Annotated in this window: 12 protein-coding genes; 5 read left to right on the top strand and 7 right to left on the bottom strand. The window is 50.7% G+C overall.

The window, feature by feature from the left end; all coding sequences use genetic code 11:
* Positions 1-13 precede the first annotated feature (13 nt).
* Positions 14-3,019, top strand: coding sequence for an AsmA family protein (locus tag BUB30_RS32155; protein ID WP_073142769.1), 3,006 nt, complete (start codon positions 14-16; stop codon positions 3,017-3,019).
* A gap of 74 nt (positions 3,020-3,093) precedes the next feature.
* Here the strand turns inward: BUB30_RS32155 and BUB30_RS32150 are convergent, their stop codons facing one another.
* Complete coding sequence (locus BUB30_RS32150) at positions 3,094-6,123, bottom strand: PVC-type heme-binding CxxCH protein (RefSeq protein WP_073142768.1); 3,030 nt, start codon at positions 6,121-6,123, stop codon at positions 3,094-3,096.
* 252 nt (positions 6,124-6,375) lie between these two features.
* On the opposite strand from BUB30_RS32150, the gene BUB30_RS32145 reads away from it, so the two are divergent.
* Complete coding sequence (locus tag BUB30_RS32145) at positions 6,376-6,579, top strand: hypothetical protein (protein WP_073142767.1); 204 nt, start codon at positions 6,376-6,378, stop codon at positions 6,577-6,579.
* A gap of 105 nt (positions 6,580-6,684) precedes the next feature.
* Here the strand turns inward: BUB30_RS32145 and BUB30_RS32140 are convergent, their stop codons facing one another.
* Positions 6,685-7,710 carry an RluA family pseudouridine synthase gene (locus tag BUB30_RS32140; protein ID WP_073142766.1) on the bottom strand — a complete coding sequence of 342 codons (1,026 nt, stop codon included), beginning with the start codon at positions 7,708-7,710 and terminating at the stop codon, positions 6,685-6,687.
* Positions 7,707-8,087 carry a DUF1801 domain-containing protein gene (locus BUB30_RS32135; protein WP_073142764.1) on the bottom strand — a complete coding sequence of 127 codons (381 nt, stop codon included), beginning with the start codon at positions 8,085-8,087 and terminating at the stop codon, positions 7,707-7,709. Before BUB30_RS32135 ends, BUB30_RS32140 begins: the two co-directional genes overlap by 4 nt.
* Positions 8,088-8,185: 98 nt before the next feature.
* On the opposite strand from BUB30_RS32135, the gene BUB30_RS32130 reads away from it, so the two are divergent.
* Entirely contained in the window at positions 8,186-8,434 is a 249-nt protein-coding gene (locus tag BUB30_RS32130) for a DUF3253 domain-containing protein (protein WP_073142762.1), read from the top strand.
* A 70-nt stretch (positions 8,435-8,504) separates the two neighbouring features.
* Here BUB30_RS32130 and BUB30_RS32125 read toward each other — a convergent pair whose 3' ends face one another.
* The 4 genes from BUB30_RS32125 to BUB30_RS32110 all read right to left on the bottom strand — a co-directional run bounded on the left by BUB30_RS32125 (position 8,505) and on the right by BUB30_RS32110 (position 12,358).
* Positions 8,505-8,897: a hypothetical protein gene (locus tag BUB30_RS32125; protein WP_073142756.1), complete on the bottom strand. Its 393-nt coding sequence runs from the start codon at positions 8,895-8,897 to the stop codon at positions 8,505-8,507.
* A gap of 6 nt (positions 8,898-8,903) precedes the next feature.
* Entirely contained in the window at positions 8,904-9,470 is a 567-nt protein-coding gene (locus BUB30_RS32120) for a DinB family protein (RefSeq protein ID WP_073142754.1), read from the bottom strand.
* Between the two features lie 247 nt (positions 9,471-9,717).
* Positions 9,718-11,124: an RtcB family protein gene (locus BUB30_RS32115; protein WP_073142753.1), complete on the bottom strand. Its 1,407-nt coding sequence runs from the start codon at positions 11,122-11,124 to the stop codon at positions 9,718-9,720.
* A gap of 133 nt (positions 11,125-11,257) precedes the next feature.
* Positions 11,258-12,358 (bottom strand): slipin family protein, encoded by a 1,101-nt coding sequence (locus BUB30_RS32110; RefSeq protein WP_073142751.1) that lies wholly within the window; start codon positions 12,356-12,358, stop codon positions 11,258-11,260.
* Between the two features lie 1,134 nt (positions 12,359-13,492).
* Here BUB30_RS32110 and BUB30_RS32100 point away from each other — a divergent pair.
* On the top strand, positions 13,493-14,647 hold the full coding sequence (locus BUB30_RS32100; RefSeq protein WP_178377248.1) for a LamG domain-containing protein: 1,155 nt from the start codon (positions 13,493-13,495) through the stop codon (positions 14,645-14,647).
* A gap of 145 nt (positions 14,648-14,792) precedes the next feature.
* On the top strand, positions 14,793-16,523 hold the full coding sequence (locus BUB30_RS32095) for a phytanoyl-CoA dioxygenase family protein (protein WP_073142745.1): 1,731 nt from the start codon (positions 14,793-14,795) through the stop codon (positions 16,521-16,523).
* The last annotated feature ends 2 nt before the right edge of the window (positions 16,524-16,525 follow it).

The raw sequence follows: 16,525 nt of genomic DNA, 5'->3' as shown, positions 1-16,525 counted from the left end.
CAATATCTCATATATGAAAAAAGCGCTTAAATGGACCTTTATTGTTATCGGTGGATTGGTTGTGTTGATCCTGGCTGCTGCCTTTATCATTCCTATTGTATTTAAAGATGACATCCAGGCCGCTATAAAAAAGGAACTGGCCAAGTCGGTGAATGCCGATGTGATGTTTGACGTCGACAAATTTAATCTTACACTTTTCCGGAATTTTCCCAACATCACGGCCGAGTTGAACGACCTGGGCGTGATCAATCGCGCGCCCTTTGAAGGCGACGTGCTTTTTGCCACCGAGAAATTTGAAGTGGAGGTGAACCTGAAAGAAATTCTCTTCGGCAGTCAGCTGCGGTTGAAAGGGATCACCCTGGTGCGTCCCAAGATCAACGTGATCGTGATGGAAGACGGCCGCGCCAACTACGACATCGCCATCCCCTCGTCCGACACCGCGAAAACGGAAGAAGGCTCAAGCGAATTTTCATTCGGCATCGACCACTGGGAAATCCAGGACGGCGTGTTGGTGTATGACGACAAGTCCCTTCCCTTCTACATGGAATTGAAAGGTCTGAACCACTCGGGCAGCGGCGACTTCACCCAGGATGTTTTTGACCTGCAAACAAAAACCATCGCCGACACCGTAAACGTAGGCTATGGCGGCACGATGTACCTGACGGACAAACATGTGGAAATTGACGCCGTGATCTCTATTGCCGAACAGTATACCAAATACACCTTCAAAGAAAACACTGCCAAGGTCAATGACTTTGCCATGAGCTTCGACGGCTGGTTCAAGATGAATGAAAAAGACTTTGGCATGGACATCTCGTTCAAGAGCCCCGAGAACTCATTCAAGAGCCTTCTCTCGCTCGTACCCGGTATGTACACCAAAAGCTTCGACAACATCGAGACCAAGGGAGAGCTGGCCTTCAACGGTTTTGTGAAAGGCACCTACAGCGATAAGCAGATGCCCGCCTTTAACGTGAACCTGTTGGTGAAAGACGCCATGTTCAAATATCCCGACCTGCCCACCCCCATCAACAACATCAACGTAGACCTGCTGGTCGACAACAAAGACGGAGTGATCGACAACACCGTGATCGACTTGAAGAAGCTTCACCTCGATTTTGGCACCAACCCTGTGGATGCCAAGGCGCTCATCACCAAAATGTATCCGACCAATATCGATGCCAACGTGATGGCTAAGCTAAACCTGGCGGAGTTGAGCAAGATGTTCCCCATGGAAGGTTTGGACATGAAAGGTAACTATGCCCTTAATCTCAGCGCAAAAGGCGTTTATGACAGCTTGAAGAAAGTTATTCCGGCCATCGATGCGTCCATGTCACTGGCCAATGGTTATGTGAAGTCTTCACAGTTCCCCATTCCGATCGAAGACCTGAAATTTAATTCCACCATAAAGAATGCCTCTGGTAAAATGGCAGAGACGTTCATCACCGTAAAAGACCTGTCCATGCTTATGGACGGCGAACGCTTCAACGCCAACCTGGCCTTGCAAAATCTTGACGACTACACCTGGGATTTGAAAGCAAAGGGGGGTATTGATATTGAAAAGATCACCAAGATCTTCCCCGTGGAAGGCATGAACCTGGCCGGCAAGGTGAAGGCCGACCTGGAAACCAAAGGAAAATACTCCGACCTGCAAGCCGAGAAATACGATCGCCTGCCCACCAGCGGAACGGCGTCGCTCACGGATTTCAAATACACGGCAAAAGACCTGCCCTATGCCGTAACCCTTTCACAGGCGACCATGGTCTTCGATCCGAAGAAGATAGATCTGCAGAAACTGGAAGGTAAAATCGGACGCAGCGACATCAGTGTGAACGGCTCTGTGCTGAACTACCTCGGCTATGTGTTTGGTAAGAATCAAACGATCAAGGGAAATGTGAACTTCAGCTCCGGCCTGCTCGACCTGAACGAATTCATGACCGACACCGAGACGACCACCACCACCGACACTGCCAGCCTCGGCGTGCTTCCGGTGCCGGACAATATCGACTTCGTGCTGAAATCGAATATTCAGAAAGTGGTGTTCATGGACTACAACATGACCAACGCCTCGGGCGATGTGATCGTGAAAGACGGCGTGGCTAACCTCAGCGGATTGAAATTCAACATGCTGGGTGGAGGCTTTGTGGTGAACGGGACCTACAATACGAAAGACATCAAACACCCCAAATATGATCTCGGTCTGAAGATCGATGGCGTGTCGATGAAGGAAGCCGCCAACAAGTCGTCGATCGTGCAAAGCTATGCACCCATCGCCGGTTTGATCAATGGCAAATTCTCTACCGACTTCAAGCTCAGCGGCGAACTGCTACCCACCATGATGCCGAACATGGCGACGGTGAGCGGCGACGGTCTCATCAAGATCGCCCAGGCAGCCTTGACGCAATCCAAACTGATCTCCGGCATTACCTCGCTCACCAAACTGGAAAACTCTGACGAGGTGACGCTGAAAGATGTGTTGATGTCCACCAGCATCAAAGACGGCCGTTTGAATGTGAAGCCCTTCGACGTGAAGTTTGGAAACTATAAGACCAACGTCGCCGGCAGCACGGGCCTCGACGGCTCGCTCGCCTACCTCCTGAAGATGGACGTGCCCGCTGGAAAACTCGGTGCAGAGTACAATGCCTTCATTGCGAAAAACACCGCAGGCGGAGCCAAAGCCGATCCCAATGGCAATGTTCCCGTGACGATCGCCCTGGGCGGAAACTACAACAGCCCCAAAGCATCCTTGGTGTCTGAAGAACAAAAGGCACAGGTGAAAGAAGCCGTAACCAACGTGGCCAAAGAAGAAGGAACGAAAGCCCTGGAGAAAGCCGTGAAAGGTACCGATGCTGAGAAAATTGTCGGCGACATTTTAGGTACCAACAAGAAAAAGGATACCACCAAGACCGCCGCCGCGGATACAGCGAAGGCCAAGCCCGTCACTACCGAAGATGTTCAGAAAAAAGTAGAGGACGAAGCCAAACAAAAGATCCAGAATTTCTTGAAGAAGAAGAAAAACTAAACGCGTAGCGCGAATAAAAAAGAAAGAGGCTGTCCCTAACCGGGCAGCCTCTTTTTTGTGTCTGAGAGTATGGCTTAGTTCTTACTAACGCGCTCGTCCTTCTTAAGCGTGCTGAGGTATTCGACCAGATCAACCAACTCCTCTTCGGTCATAGACGATTGCAGGTTGGAAGGCATCAGCGAAGTTTCCAGCTTGGTGCGCGACGTGATGTTTTCCTTTGCCACGGTTTGTTGATTGCCCATATACTGTACCTCAACCTTATCTTCCGTTTCAGAAACGATGCGCCCAAATGCAGAGGAGCCGTCGTTGAGCTTGAACCGGTAGCCCTCAAAGCCAAAGCTGATTCCTTGGTCGGGAAAGAGAATGGATGTGTAGAGCGCTTCCTTGGGAAGCTTGTCGCCAATCTCGCTGAGCTCCGGCCCGAAGTTCACGCCTTCGCCCTTCACCTTGTGACAAGTGACGCAAAGCGTTTTGAAGACTTGTTGTCCCTTTGCAACATCGCCGTGCTTCTCCACCATGACTGCGATGGCAGGAAGGGCCGTACCCGTCTTGCTGCCGGGGAGCTTCAGATATTTGGCCGCTTCCGCTCGCAAGGTGCCGCGCCATGCAGTTTGGAATACACCACCCGCAGCAGTTTGAAGATCGGCGGGTATCTTGTTCTCCTTGGCCAGTTCCAGCAAATGATCTTCGGCTTCCCATGGCCCGCCAAAGGTTTTCACCGCCAGCTTTCGGAGTTCGATGTCCTTTGTGCTGTCCATCATGATCGATTCCATGATGGCGATGGTCTTCAAATTATACATCAACGGCCACAGGGCTTTCACCATCGCCTGAGCGTTGTCTTTGTTGTTGCCATTGATTGTCTTTTGCATCAGGTCCATTTTGTTCCAATTCAAAAGCACTTTGGCCGATTCTTTTCCCACCGCGCTGTCGGGATACTGGATCGCCAGTTGAAGAAGATCACTGGAGCGATTTTGCAGCTTGAATAAAGTGACCAGCTCCACAAATTCGATCTTTCCCTTCTTTTGCTCGAGCACTTTGTTTAGCGCGGTAGTGATGGCCGGGGTCATTTTCAGTTTCGAGGCGTCCATGTGTTTCAAGGCATACAGCAACCGGTCACCCTGGCTTTGCTGAACCAGTTGAGTCAGCACCTGTTGTTTGGAGGCATCGGTTTGGAAATCGAAGGCACGGAAGTAGCGCAGCATTTCCTGGTCGTTGGATTTCTTGATAAGTTCGGCAAGCAGCGGCATGGCATATTTACTGCGGCTTCGCCACACGATGTCGCGATTGGCAGGGGTGTTCCAATCGGCACCCACTTTCTTTTTCCACGCGCTGAAATAGGCATCCGAGTTTCCTTCTGCACTGATGCCGAGCGCCTCCAGGTACCAGCGGTCTTTGCCATCGTATTGCTGGGCCAATGCGGTCCACACTTCTGCAGCCTCCGCGGATGAATTGCCCCGGATCGCTAACGCCACTTCACGGCGCACCTGGGGGGACCCGTCGTTTTGCAACTTCAGGGCTATGGGCAGAATGTCTTTCTTTAGCATACGCGCTACCCGGATGCCGGTGATGCGAATGTTTGCGTCGGTATCTCCCAAGGCCTGGGCAAGGTAGTCGTCGCTCTTGGGAAGCCGGGTGAGTAGCCAGAGCGCCTGGGCTTTCTGCCGGGCGTTGTTTCCTTTCCAAAGATTTTCTAACGCAGGCTCTGCTTTATCGCCGGCGGCGGCCAGCGCATTCCATCCGAGATAACGCACGGCAGCGTTGGGGTTTGTCAGGGCGGCAACGGCACCGTCGATGGTGCTGATATCGGTTTTGGGCGTGGTGTATTTAGAACCTTTTGGAGCTACGCGGTAGATTCGTCCACGATCCAAATCGCCCACCTGGTGACCGCCTACGCCCGGATCGTACCAATCGGCAACAAACAACGAACCATCCGGTGCGATGGCAACGTCGGCGGGACGGAACCATTGATCTTTTTGGCCTTCCAGGATATTCACGATCGTAGCTTTATAGCCAGCACCATCATTTTCCACGGGATAAGACCGCACCACATTGTGGCCGGGTTCGGCGTGGATCATCTGCCCCCGGAATACTTCGGGCAACAGATCGCCCTCATATACCGTGATGCCGGCAGGAGAGCCTGAGCCCGTTTGCAAAACGTTTGGTACCACACCCGGATCGTTCAGATGCCAATGACGAAAGGGAATCTCTTTCTCCATGTTGGTGCGGCGCGAACCCCAGCTGGCGCCCGTCATCTCGTCGCGGTAGCCATAGTTACCGTATTCCATCACGTAATTGATGCGCGTGCCCTTATTGCCGTCGTCGTCGTTGTCGGATTGCCACATTGTGCCATAGGGATCGAGGGTCACTTCAAAATTGTTCCGGAAGTTATTTCCCAAAACTTCCACGTGACTTCCATCCACATCGCACCGCATCACCATGCCTTCGCGGAAGGGCTTGCCGTTGGTGACCACTTTGTGACCGTGAACATCCACGACCGTGTCGCCGGCAGGATTGAGCAGGGACACGCCTGCGTTTCCAAAGTTAAAATACAATCTTCCATCGGGACCGAACACAAAAGAGTGCATGCCGTGATCGTGTTGCAGACCCTGAATGCCTTTGAAGAAGATCTCTTTTTTATCGGGGACATCGTCGCCGTTGTCGTCGGTGAAGACAAACACATTCGGGCTGCAGGAAATGATCACCTTATTTCCCAACAGGGCAATGCCCAGTGCTGAATTCACGTCGGTGCCTTGGTAGAATACTTTGCTTTTATCGGCTTTGCCATCGCCATCGGTATCTTCCAGGATCATGATGCGATCGCCTTCTTTCTTTACCGGGTTTTTGATGTTGTATTCGCTGCGATAGTTATAGGCTTCGCAGACCCAAACGCGGCCGCGTTCGTCGATGGCAATGTTGGTAGGGTTCGAAAACATGGGTTCGGAGGCGAAGAGGGTCACCTCCAGGCCATCGTGCACCTTGAGATCGGCCAGGGAGCTTTCCGTAGAGTGTTCAGCGGCCGCGCCCGAGGGTTTCTGGTTACAGCTGAAGGCGGCCAGGGCTACCATGCCCAGCAGCGCGGCGGGGCGGAAATGGAATGTTAACATAAGATTGTTGGCTAGGAAGGGGTAAGGTACGCAGAATCTCCTTATTGTCAATCCTACTATATCCTGTTTTAAGGCCAAATCAAGTGGTTTCAAACGTTAGAACCCGGTCGCGCAACGGGCGGGGACAGGGCCAAATTGTGGAGATTATAAGGAGAATATTACTTCTGTGTTGTATTATGATGAATAGCGAACTAAGGGCTTGAACCTCAGCACCCTTATTTACGTTCTTTGTAATAGCAACCACTACTTGCTATGACAACCATCCATCAAAAACACGCGATCCTCGAATCTCTTGACTCGCTGGATCAGACCCAAACTGAAAAAGTTTTGGCCTACATCAAAAGTCTTCTGTATTCGTCGCAAGACGATGCTTCGCACCAGAAGCTTAAACGGGAAGCCCTGAAGGAGATCCGTCAGGCGCTGGGTAAAGGACGCAAGTTCGGCACCGCGTTTTAAGAAAAACTTTTGATCTTCTTCACGTTGTATAGCCTGTGCGTTATCACGCACTGAATCAGATCTTTTTCCTCTTTTTTTAACCGGTTCTGTCCAGAACGGTAATCATCAGTTATACTTCACGTAATGTTCCCACTTCTCGATCGCCGCTTTAAAATCAGCCGGCAGCTCGGAATCGAATTGCATGAATTGCTTGGTCACGGGATGTACAAAGCCCAGTGTTTTGGCATGCAGCGCCTGGCGGGGAATGATCTCGAAACAATTTTCCACAAACTGTTTGTACTTGGTGAACACCGTTCCCTTCAGCACCTGGTCGCCTCCATACAGCGCATCGTTAAACAACGGGTGGCCTAGGTATTTCATGTGGGCGCGGATCTGGTGCGTGCGCCCGGTCTCTAATTTGCATTCGACCACCGAGACATAGCGTAAATCTTGCAGAAGGGTATAGTGGGTTATGGCATGCCGTCCCATGTCGCCTTCGGGAAACGCGGTAGTGACGCGACGGTCTCTCAGGCTTCGCCCCACGTTCACGTTGATGGTGCCCTGTGGAGGCTCCGGCACACCCCACACGATGGCGTGGTAGCGACGCTCGATGGTGTGGTCGAAGAATTGCTTGGCCAGCGCCGTGAGTGTCGGTTCGTCTTTCGCGATGACCAGTAGCCCGGACGTGTCCTTGTCGATGCGGTGCACCAATCCGGGGCGGCCGTCGTTGCCCGGCATTTCGGGGAGGTTCTGAAAGTGGTAGGCCAGCGCGTTCACCACGGTGCCGGTCCAGTTTTGGTAGGCCGGGTGCACGACCATGCCGGGAGGTTTGTTGATCACCATGAGGTGTGCATCTTCATACACAATGTCCAGCGCGATATTTTCGGGCACCACCGTGTTGTCGCGGGGTGGCTCGGGCATGGAGACGGTGATCACATCGTTGGGGTGTACTTTATAATTGGGCTTGATGCTTTTTTCGTTCACGCGGACAAACCCCTCGTGGATGCCGGCCTGTATCTTGGTACGGGTAACGTTGGGCAAACGGGCCATCAAAAATTTGTCGATGCGCACCAGGCTTTGTTTGGCGTCGGCGGTGATGCGATGGTGTTCGAAGAGCTCATCGTCCTGCTCGAGGATATCGGGTTCGTTCATTTGGCTTTCTTCTTCTGTTGTTGTCTGAAGCGGTATTCGTTCAGGATGGCGGCTTCGTTTAAAATATGGCGGAGTGATTCTTCTTGCTCCTCCAGCTGGGTGACGCTAAAAAAGGTGATGGTCTTCACATGTTTGCGCCCACGCGACTCCAATAGCTTCTCTTCGTCCGTGAGTTCGTAGCCCTTCGTAAACCCCAGGTCTACTCCATCGCGCTGCGCGTGAAGGTAACAAAGGGGACCATAGAAATAAAAATAGGGGATCTTGGCGCTGATTTTTTCTTGTATGTGTTGGCCCAGATCCAGAATCCACGAGCGGAGAATGGTCATGATCTCCCGCTGGGGCGAGGGTTGATCGGCAATAAAGGTCCGCACAGTCATGGTACAAAAGTAAACAACGGTTAATTATATCGAAACCGGGAGAACTGAATTCGCGGGAACCGTGTTAACCTCCCAGACCCTCCTTTATCTTCGCCACTATGATATTTGCTGAGGACATCCGTAGAACGATTCTAAAATTGGCTGACGAATGTGGTTCCGACGGGACCTTTGGTCCTCCAGAGGTTGCACGCGCCATCGATGCCAAGAACTGGCAGCAGTTGCTGGAGCAGGTAAATCTCGTTGCTCACGTGCTCATCAACGAAGGCAAGATCATCCCAAAAAAGTCTGAAAAAACGGTGCATGAACAGTTTGCTAAGGCACCAATGGGGATCAAAAAAGCCCAATAAAACCTGATTTAATACACACTATTCGATAGAAGAAAAAAGCCCCCGGGACCAACCCAGGGGCTTTTATACTTCATGAAAGAACGCTTTTGATGTTGTCGGGCACGACAAATTTTCTTCCCAGAAACGTCTTCTCCACACGAATTCCGTCGACGATCTGGTCGTTGAATTCAGATAATTGATGATCGGGCACCCACAACTCCTGGTGGTGATCCAGACCAACAGTTTGCACCTGAAACTGCTGAAAATATTTTTCAGGAATTTCAAAGGCCATCACAAAGCCGGCGTCATCCGAATCTTCCTCGCCCCTGTTCCAACGTTCTGCGATCTCTGAAGCATATTCAACATTCAGTACGGGGTAAAAGATAGGTTGCCAGAAAAGACGGGGCGGAAATCTTTTCATCCCCGAATCGACGATCAGGGCCAGTTCGTTAGGTCCTGTTGGCCGGTATAAGGTCCTCCACATAAAACATTAAGCATTGAGCGATAGATATTCTCTTTTGTTATGACGCAACTGGTCAAGTTGCCACTTTCCGTATTGCGTCAGGAAATATAAATTCTGGTAGAGGTCAAGGTCGCCAATTCCAAAATCCCCATGGAAGATCTTGTAGCGCACACCCTCGCCGTTCTGCAGCTTATCGAGCTGTTCCAGACATTTTAGCAACTGCGCGCGCAACGAAACCCGAACGTTGTCGATAGGGAAGACGTCTTCCACCTTTGCGTCCGGTAGCGGCGCCGCGTAATAGTACGGGAGGTCGCGCGCCTCGGTCACTTCCTTTGGCAACAGGGTATATTGATTCCAGTCGAAGGCCTCGTTCTCGTCGGTGCACTCCAATGCGCACGCGCTTCCCTTTTCGACTTCCTCCATCAAATTGGTGCAGGTCAACATGGCATGCACCAATATTTCATGGGCATTCCACGCCTCCGCTTGCGGGCGGTAGTTCAGCACAGCCTGTTCCTCATCGAACCAGCCATCCAGCAGGGAGAAGGTGCTGATCGCTTCCTTCTCAACGGTTTTCAGTATGCTATCGACAGTCATGATAGAGAGTGGTTTAAAATAAAAAAGCCCAGACATTTTAGCGTCCGGGCTTTCTGTATGGCTTTGATCTTTTTGAATCATCTCAACATACTACTCCGGACATAATAGCACTTAGGGTCGCGGACTTGCGCCGACGACTTCTGTGCTTGGTTAATTTGGTGTAGCATTGACATCATGATGTAAAAGTATAAAGAAGTTTTTAAAACTTCTTTATCGGAGCTGGAGAAAAATTTCAGCGAGTCGGGAGTTAGTCCACTTCTTTGAATCTTTCATCGCCGCACATCCTCACGATTTTTGGCATGAACGTCCCTAAAACGTCTACCAATTCGTGCTGGGAGGCCATCACCTCGTGGATATTCTTATAGGCCATGGGTGCTTCATCAAGACCCGAACCGATCAATTCCACACCGGCTGCCTTCAGCACTTTGTTGACATGGCCTGGCAAGATCGTTTGTTTTGCCTTGGTCCGCGACATCAGTCTGCCCGCACCATGCGATGCCGAATTGATTGATGTCGATACACCTTTTCCCCTCACAATAAATCCTGGTGTGGCCATGGATCCGGGAATAATGCCGAGCACTCCCTTGCCTGCGGGAGTGGCGCCCTTACGGTGAACGATAACTTCCTCGCCAGAGGCATCTTGTTCCTTCCAGGCAAAGTTGTGGTGGTTCTCCACCATCACCAGCGGATTCGAACGCAGCCCCACGGCCATCCGTTCATGGATCTGGTGATGACATGCCGAAGCATAGTCGCCCGCCAGGTTCATCGCGAGCCAGTATTCCTGGCCAGCCTCCGTGTCGAGGTCAAGCCACGCGAGGTGTTTGGCTTCCTGGGGAAGTTTGCAAACATCCATGGCGATCTTTGTATAATGACCGGCCAGGGTGGCCCCCAAACCACGGGAGCCGGAGTGCGAAAGCAACGCCAGATATTTTCCGGGTTGCAGGCCCAACGCATCGGCAACGGATGGAATGTCTACGATGCCGAATTCCACGAAGTGATTTCCGCCACCGGACGAACCGATCTGTCTCCACGCTTTGTCTTTCAAGCCTTTCACCACCGCGATGTCACTGAACTCGTCACGCTCGAAGATGGCGTGATCCTTTGGCCGTTTAAAAGTGGCTTGCCCGAACATGGTGTTATTGACCAGCATTTTTTTCAAAGCTTCTTTATCGTCCTCCAGCATCGTCACCGGCAGGTCATACAGGGTCAGGCACATCCGGCAACCAATGTCCACCCCAACACCATAGGGGATCACCGCATTTTTGGTGGCCAGCACGCCGCCGATGGGAAGTCCATAACCTTGATGCGCATCGGGCATGAGGGCACCGGCAACGGTGATGGGCAACCTGGACGCAATGTCCATTTGCTGTATAGCGCATTCTTCGATGGCTTCGGCGCCGTATATTTTATAGGGCTTGCCGTGGGGTTCCAGCGCGAGCGTTGCATCGGCGGGTTTCAGCATTTCTGTTGCCAGGGGCGAGAGCTTTTCATGATGGACATAGCCTGCGGGATCGTCCTTCACGTGTTGCAGCAAGGCAAGCTGATCGGCCGGTAGCAATGTGGCATATTCTTTTTCAATAATGGTCAACGCAAGGCCAAGCACTTTGCCCTCTGTGTATCCTATTTTTTTAAGATCGTTTCCTTTGAGTATCATTTTCAATGTGAATTTAAGAAGACGAGCGGACTTAAAATGTTTGTCACGCCGCTTTTTGTTTGATTGACGTTTTTGGCGATCGCAATAAAATGGGCTGTATTCCGGAATACAGCCCTGCTATCGCACAACGTTTTTATTTGCGGGGCACGAAGATGTCTTTCAACTGATCGATGACCTGGTTGCCACCTGACAACGAGATGGTGTTGATCTTGTCGGCGATCTTTTCGACGTACTCCATTTCTTTTAACTTGAACAGCATGCTGTTCTCCTCCATCAACTTGGCCGTGTTCAGCAAGCTGCGTGTCGAGGCGGTCTCTTCACGACGCATGATGACGTTGGCTTCGGCTTTTTTCTGGGCCACCAGCACCTGGTTCATGATTTCTTTCATTTCGCCGGGCAAAATGATGTCTTTCACGCCGCAGTCGCGCACTTCGATACCCAATGCAGCCGCCTTGTCTTTCAACGACTCCAGCATGTAGGCGCCGATGGATTCCTTTTTTTCCAGCAACTCATCCAGCGAAAGCGTTCCTACAAATTCACGCAAGCAAAGTTGGATGATCACGTACAATTGCTTTTCGAAATCTTTGTTCTCGATCAGCGCCTTGAGGATGTCTACCACTTTGTATTGCGCAAAGAAGCTCAAACGCAGCCCGGCCTTGTCGCGGGTCAGGATCTCCTGACCGGAAACCTCCATTTGCAATTGACGCAAGTCGGCTTTCAATACGGTGACGACCACGGCATTTTTCCAGAAGAAGTATACGCCGGTTTCCAACACCTTTGTCAGCTTTCCGTCGATGAGCAGGATACCCTTCTCATACGACTCCACGGCAAACACGCGGATGTAGGGCTGTACTTCTTTTCGCATCAAGGTGTTGATGTTGATATCTTCTGTGATCTCGATTTTGCTCAAATCGGCTTTCACGAAAGTGTAGTCGACCACACCTTTCCAGAAGGCGTAGCGTCCGGGTATCAGCACGCTTTTGAAGTTTCCGTTTTCATAGTGCAGGGCGATCTCTGCATCCATCACTTCCACAACGGTTAGCAAATCGGCCAACGCCTGATCGCGCAACAGGATGTTCAGTTCCAGGGAAGGATGGAAGGGCTTGGTCATGTCGTAGAACATGACGGTTTCGCTGAACGACAGCCAATATGCACCCTCGGTCAACACGTTTTTGTAGTTGCCATTTTTGAACACCAGGCCGATGTAGCCGGTGTTGATCCTGATCCTTTTCATAACAATAGAAATTAATAAAAAATAAAAAATTCATTTAAAAAGAAAGCCGCGACCCGCAAACCATCTTCCAGAAGCGGAAGAGCGATTGAGCGCTCGCCGTAACCGAAGCTCGGCGAGCAAACATTTTCGGGCGGATAGTTTTTTGAAGAGATTTCTTGACCTATCCCGCAAAAGAGAAGGACTCGGAAAGAATCTTTGCAAAAAAGTACGCGAACGATCCTGTGCGGTATCCTCGCCCTCACAAGCTTCTGGCCGATTGTTCAATCCTTCCGAAGAAGGGTGAACCGGTTTGCCAGTCGTTGCTTTCTGTATGGCGGTCGTTTTTTTTAAAGAAGTGACCGGCTTCTTTCAACAAGTATGGATTTTTAGTCCATGGATTGCTGCTCTACCGACTGAGCTATCCGCCGGGGCGGAGAAGGATTCGAACCTTCGACACGCAAGGTGGAAAACAACATCAGCGAAGCAGCATGCTGTGGCCGGGCCACAGTACTATGGAGCTATACAGAAACTCTCATCTGGTCTTCTGCTTAGTTTTTTCCGCGCTTCCTCCAGACTTTCGGCCGGAGAGAAGATCTTTTATCCGCCCAGGCGGACGTCAATTTTTAATTCAATGAACATTTTGTGGCCTCCCCCGGATTCGAACCGGGATTCCCTTGCGGGCAGCCGGGCTCTAAATGCGCTTCCCTACTTTACTTCTCCGAGTGGTATTTCGGTGTCCCGATAGCTATCGGGACAAATTCTATCCGTTATAGCGCGCAGCCATAACGGAATCATCCCGGCACACTGCGGTGCGATCTACTTTTACCGCAGGCTTTTCCTTTTAAGCTACAAGACCCAATAAACCCCTTCCACTGTTGTGGAAGAGGGCCGCTTTGAAGCCGCTATCACTCCGCGTAAATGATGAATCAAAGGTGAGGGCCATCTGCGCAGTCTTTTTGCGTAGTAAAAAACAATTCAATTTTTTTTAGAAAAGTCTTTTCGGAGCCGCCGATTGACTCGTGCGGATCCGTTGGATTGGCTTTTTATGATTTTGGCCGACAGCCCAATCGTTACCAAGTTTTAGCCGCTGGGCTGAACTGAAAGAAATTTGCAGTGGGAACGCAGTTATTTGTCATAACTAAAACGTTAATGGAAATGAAACCAATTACAAAATTTACCCCCCTGTGGATGGGCATGGTTTTGCTCATCACCCTTTGCTTCACATCGTGTAGGAACGACAAAGAAGATGAGAGGATCCCGATCAATTTGAAAGGCGCCGCTGCCCAAGTGAATGAGGGCTCGGAAGTTGTTATCCGGTTGACGCTCGCCAAGTCCGCAAAGAAAGATGAGTATGTTACGTTGTCCGTCAGCTCATCGACTGCCGGTTTTGGCACGGACTACGGAATTGATGACCTTCTCTTTTTAGAGGAAGAGTTTTCAGTTTTGATACCCAAAGACTCCACGGGCGCTTCTGTTGCGCTCCATGCCCTTCCCGACTTTGAACAGGAAAGCGACGAGAAAATCACCTTCACCATTAACCGGACTTCGGATGGCTTATTGGCGGGCGATCAGAAAACGCTGACTGTCACGATTGTTGATGTGGAGAACTATCCGGATGAAAACCGCGCCATATCGTTTGACGGGGTAGACGACTATATTGATTTAGGGAACATCTACGACAATGTGACTTTGCCGGTGACTATTTCCGTTTGGGTATGGGTTGATCCTAACGTGCCAAAGGGTTCACTGCCCATCATCGACAGTCAGGATGGTTTACCCTATTACAATGGCTTTAGTCTCATCACCAGCAACATTTCACACGTTGGTGTGCAATACGGTGACGGCCAGGGAGAGAATAGCGAGCATTACAGAAGGGCCAAATCGGCTTTGTTCAATCCGGTAGCCGGCCGTTGGGTAAACATGACCGGCGTGATGCGAAGCGCAACCGACATGAGTTGTTATCTCAATGGAATAGACATGGGAGGTACCTATGCTGGCTCTTCTGATCTGCCATTAAAATCAAATTCTCCCCAGGAAAATGCAAAGGTCGGAATACTATTCAACAATGGACGTACCCTTCACTTCCAGGGAAAACTTGACGAACTAAGGATCTGGAACAGGGCGCTCGCTGAAGCTGAAATTCAAAAATTCATGATCACAAAGCTCGACCATTCTGCACCGGGCTTGATTGGCTATTGGGATTTTAACGAATCCACCGGCGATGCCGTGATCGATAAGTCGGCAAGCAAATTTAACGGTACTTTGAAAAACAGCCCCTCCAGGGTGGCGTCTGAAGTTCCCGTGAAGTGATCGCCGAAGTTTTGATATAGACAAAGAAACTGTCTCACCCGGGACAGCTTCTTTGATTTTAGACCATTTCTATTGGAGGCTCATCTACGCAATCTCTTTGCGTAGATGATAATTTTTGCCATCTTTTCGGAAAATATGTTCCGATATGCCGGTCAACCGCAACGCCCTCATTCGTTTTCGCACCATCGATGCCTGTCTCAAAAACCGCCAGCGGCGTTGGACGCTGGAGGATTTGATTGATGCCTGCTCCGAAACACTCTATGAATATGAGGGCATCGACAAGGGCGTCAGCCGGCGGACCGTGCAAATGGATATCCAGCTGATGCGCAGCGACAAGCTGGGATATAACGCGCCGATTGTGGTGCTGGAAAAGAAATTCTATACCTATGAAGACCCCGAATACTCCATCACCAACATTCCACTGACCGACCAGGACCTGGGCAAATTGACTGAAGTGGTAGAGATTCTGCGGCAGTTCAAAGGCTTCAGTCATTTCCAGGAATTGAGCGGCATGGTGCAGCGGCTGGAAAACAAGATCGACGCGGCAAAGACCAACCAGGAGCCGGTGATCGATTTTGAGAAGAATGACAACCTGAAAGGATTAGAGCACATCGACGCGTTGTATCATACGATCCTCAAGAAACGCGCGGTCGAGATTTGTTACCAGTCCTTTAAAGCACGGAGTGCGAACACTTTTGTTTTTCATCCCTATTGCCTGAAAGAATACCGCAACCGTTGGTTTGTGCTCGGTGTTAAGAAGCGGAACACGCCGATCCTAAACCTGGCCCTGGATCGCATCGTGAGCATCGATGAGAGCCCGGTGAAATATGTGCCGGCAACAGACTTCAACATTTCCAGTTTCTTCCACCACGTGGTAGGCGTTTCGGTGAACCCGGATGGAAGGACCGAAAAAGTGCTGCTGCACGCCGACCACGAAACGGCTCCCTACATTGTGACCAAGCCCATTCATCATTCGCAAAAAGTGGAGGAGAAGCTTTCCACGGGCGTAGTGTTTTCGCTGCAGGTCCAGATCAATTTTGAATTGGAGCGCGAGATCCTCGGCTTTGGCAACCGCATAAAAATTCTGGCACCCGAAAAACTGAAGCGACGCATTCGCGACATCCTGGGAGAGGCGTTGGATCAGTATCAATTCGAATTCAACCGGGGGTCGTTGCAAAATCAGATCAACAAGGTCATTTACAAAGGATCGTCGGTGATGCATCATGTGTTCAGCAAACGGGAGGTGAATGCCATTGGCTCGAAACTTCACATGTATCTGAAAAGCCGTCCAGCGGAGGATGCGCACGCCATTCGAAATCTTTTGCGCGAGTTGCCCGAACTGAAACCCTTGCTCTTCAACACGAATCTGACGGCTATCTTAAAGGAAATAAACCCAAACCTGTTTCTCACCAAAGCCATTTTTTTTGACAAGACGCCGGAATCGAATTGGTATGTCACCTGGCACCAGGACATTGTTATTCACGTAAAAGAAAAAATAGAAACCGAAGGCTTCACAGCCTGGACAAAAAAAGCCGGCGACCACGGCGTTTGCCCACCGGAACAGGTGTTGAAAGACACGATCACCATAAGAATCCATTTGGACGATGCCGACGAAACGAACGGCGCACTGAAGATCGTGCCCGGATCGCACCAGAAAAAATTATCCGACAACGACATCGCGTTGATCACCCAAAACAGCATTCCGCATGTTTGCGAAGTGAAGGCCTGTAGCATTCATTTGATGAAGCCGTTGGTGTTGCACGCCTCTTCCAGAGCCACCAGTCCGAAGCACCGGAGGGTGATCCATCTGGAATTCAATGCGCAGGAATTGCCGAATGGGTTGGCGTGGGCTGAGCGTTTGGAGATTTTTTCATAACG

The sequence above is a fragment of the Chryseolinea serpens genome (genome assembly GCF_900129725.1).
Classification (GTDB): domain Bacteria; phylum Bacteroidota; class Bacteroidia; order Cytophagales; family Cyclobacteriaceae; genus Chryseolinea; species Chryseolinea serpens.
The sequence above is the reverse complement of the archived record's forward strand: the minus strand, read 5'-3'. Positions and strand labels throughout refer to the sequence as shown.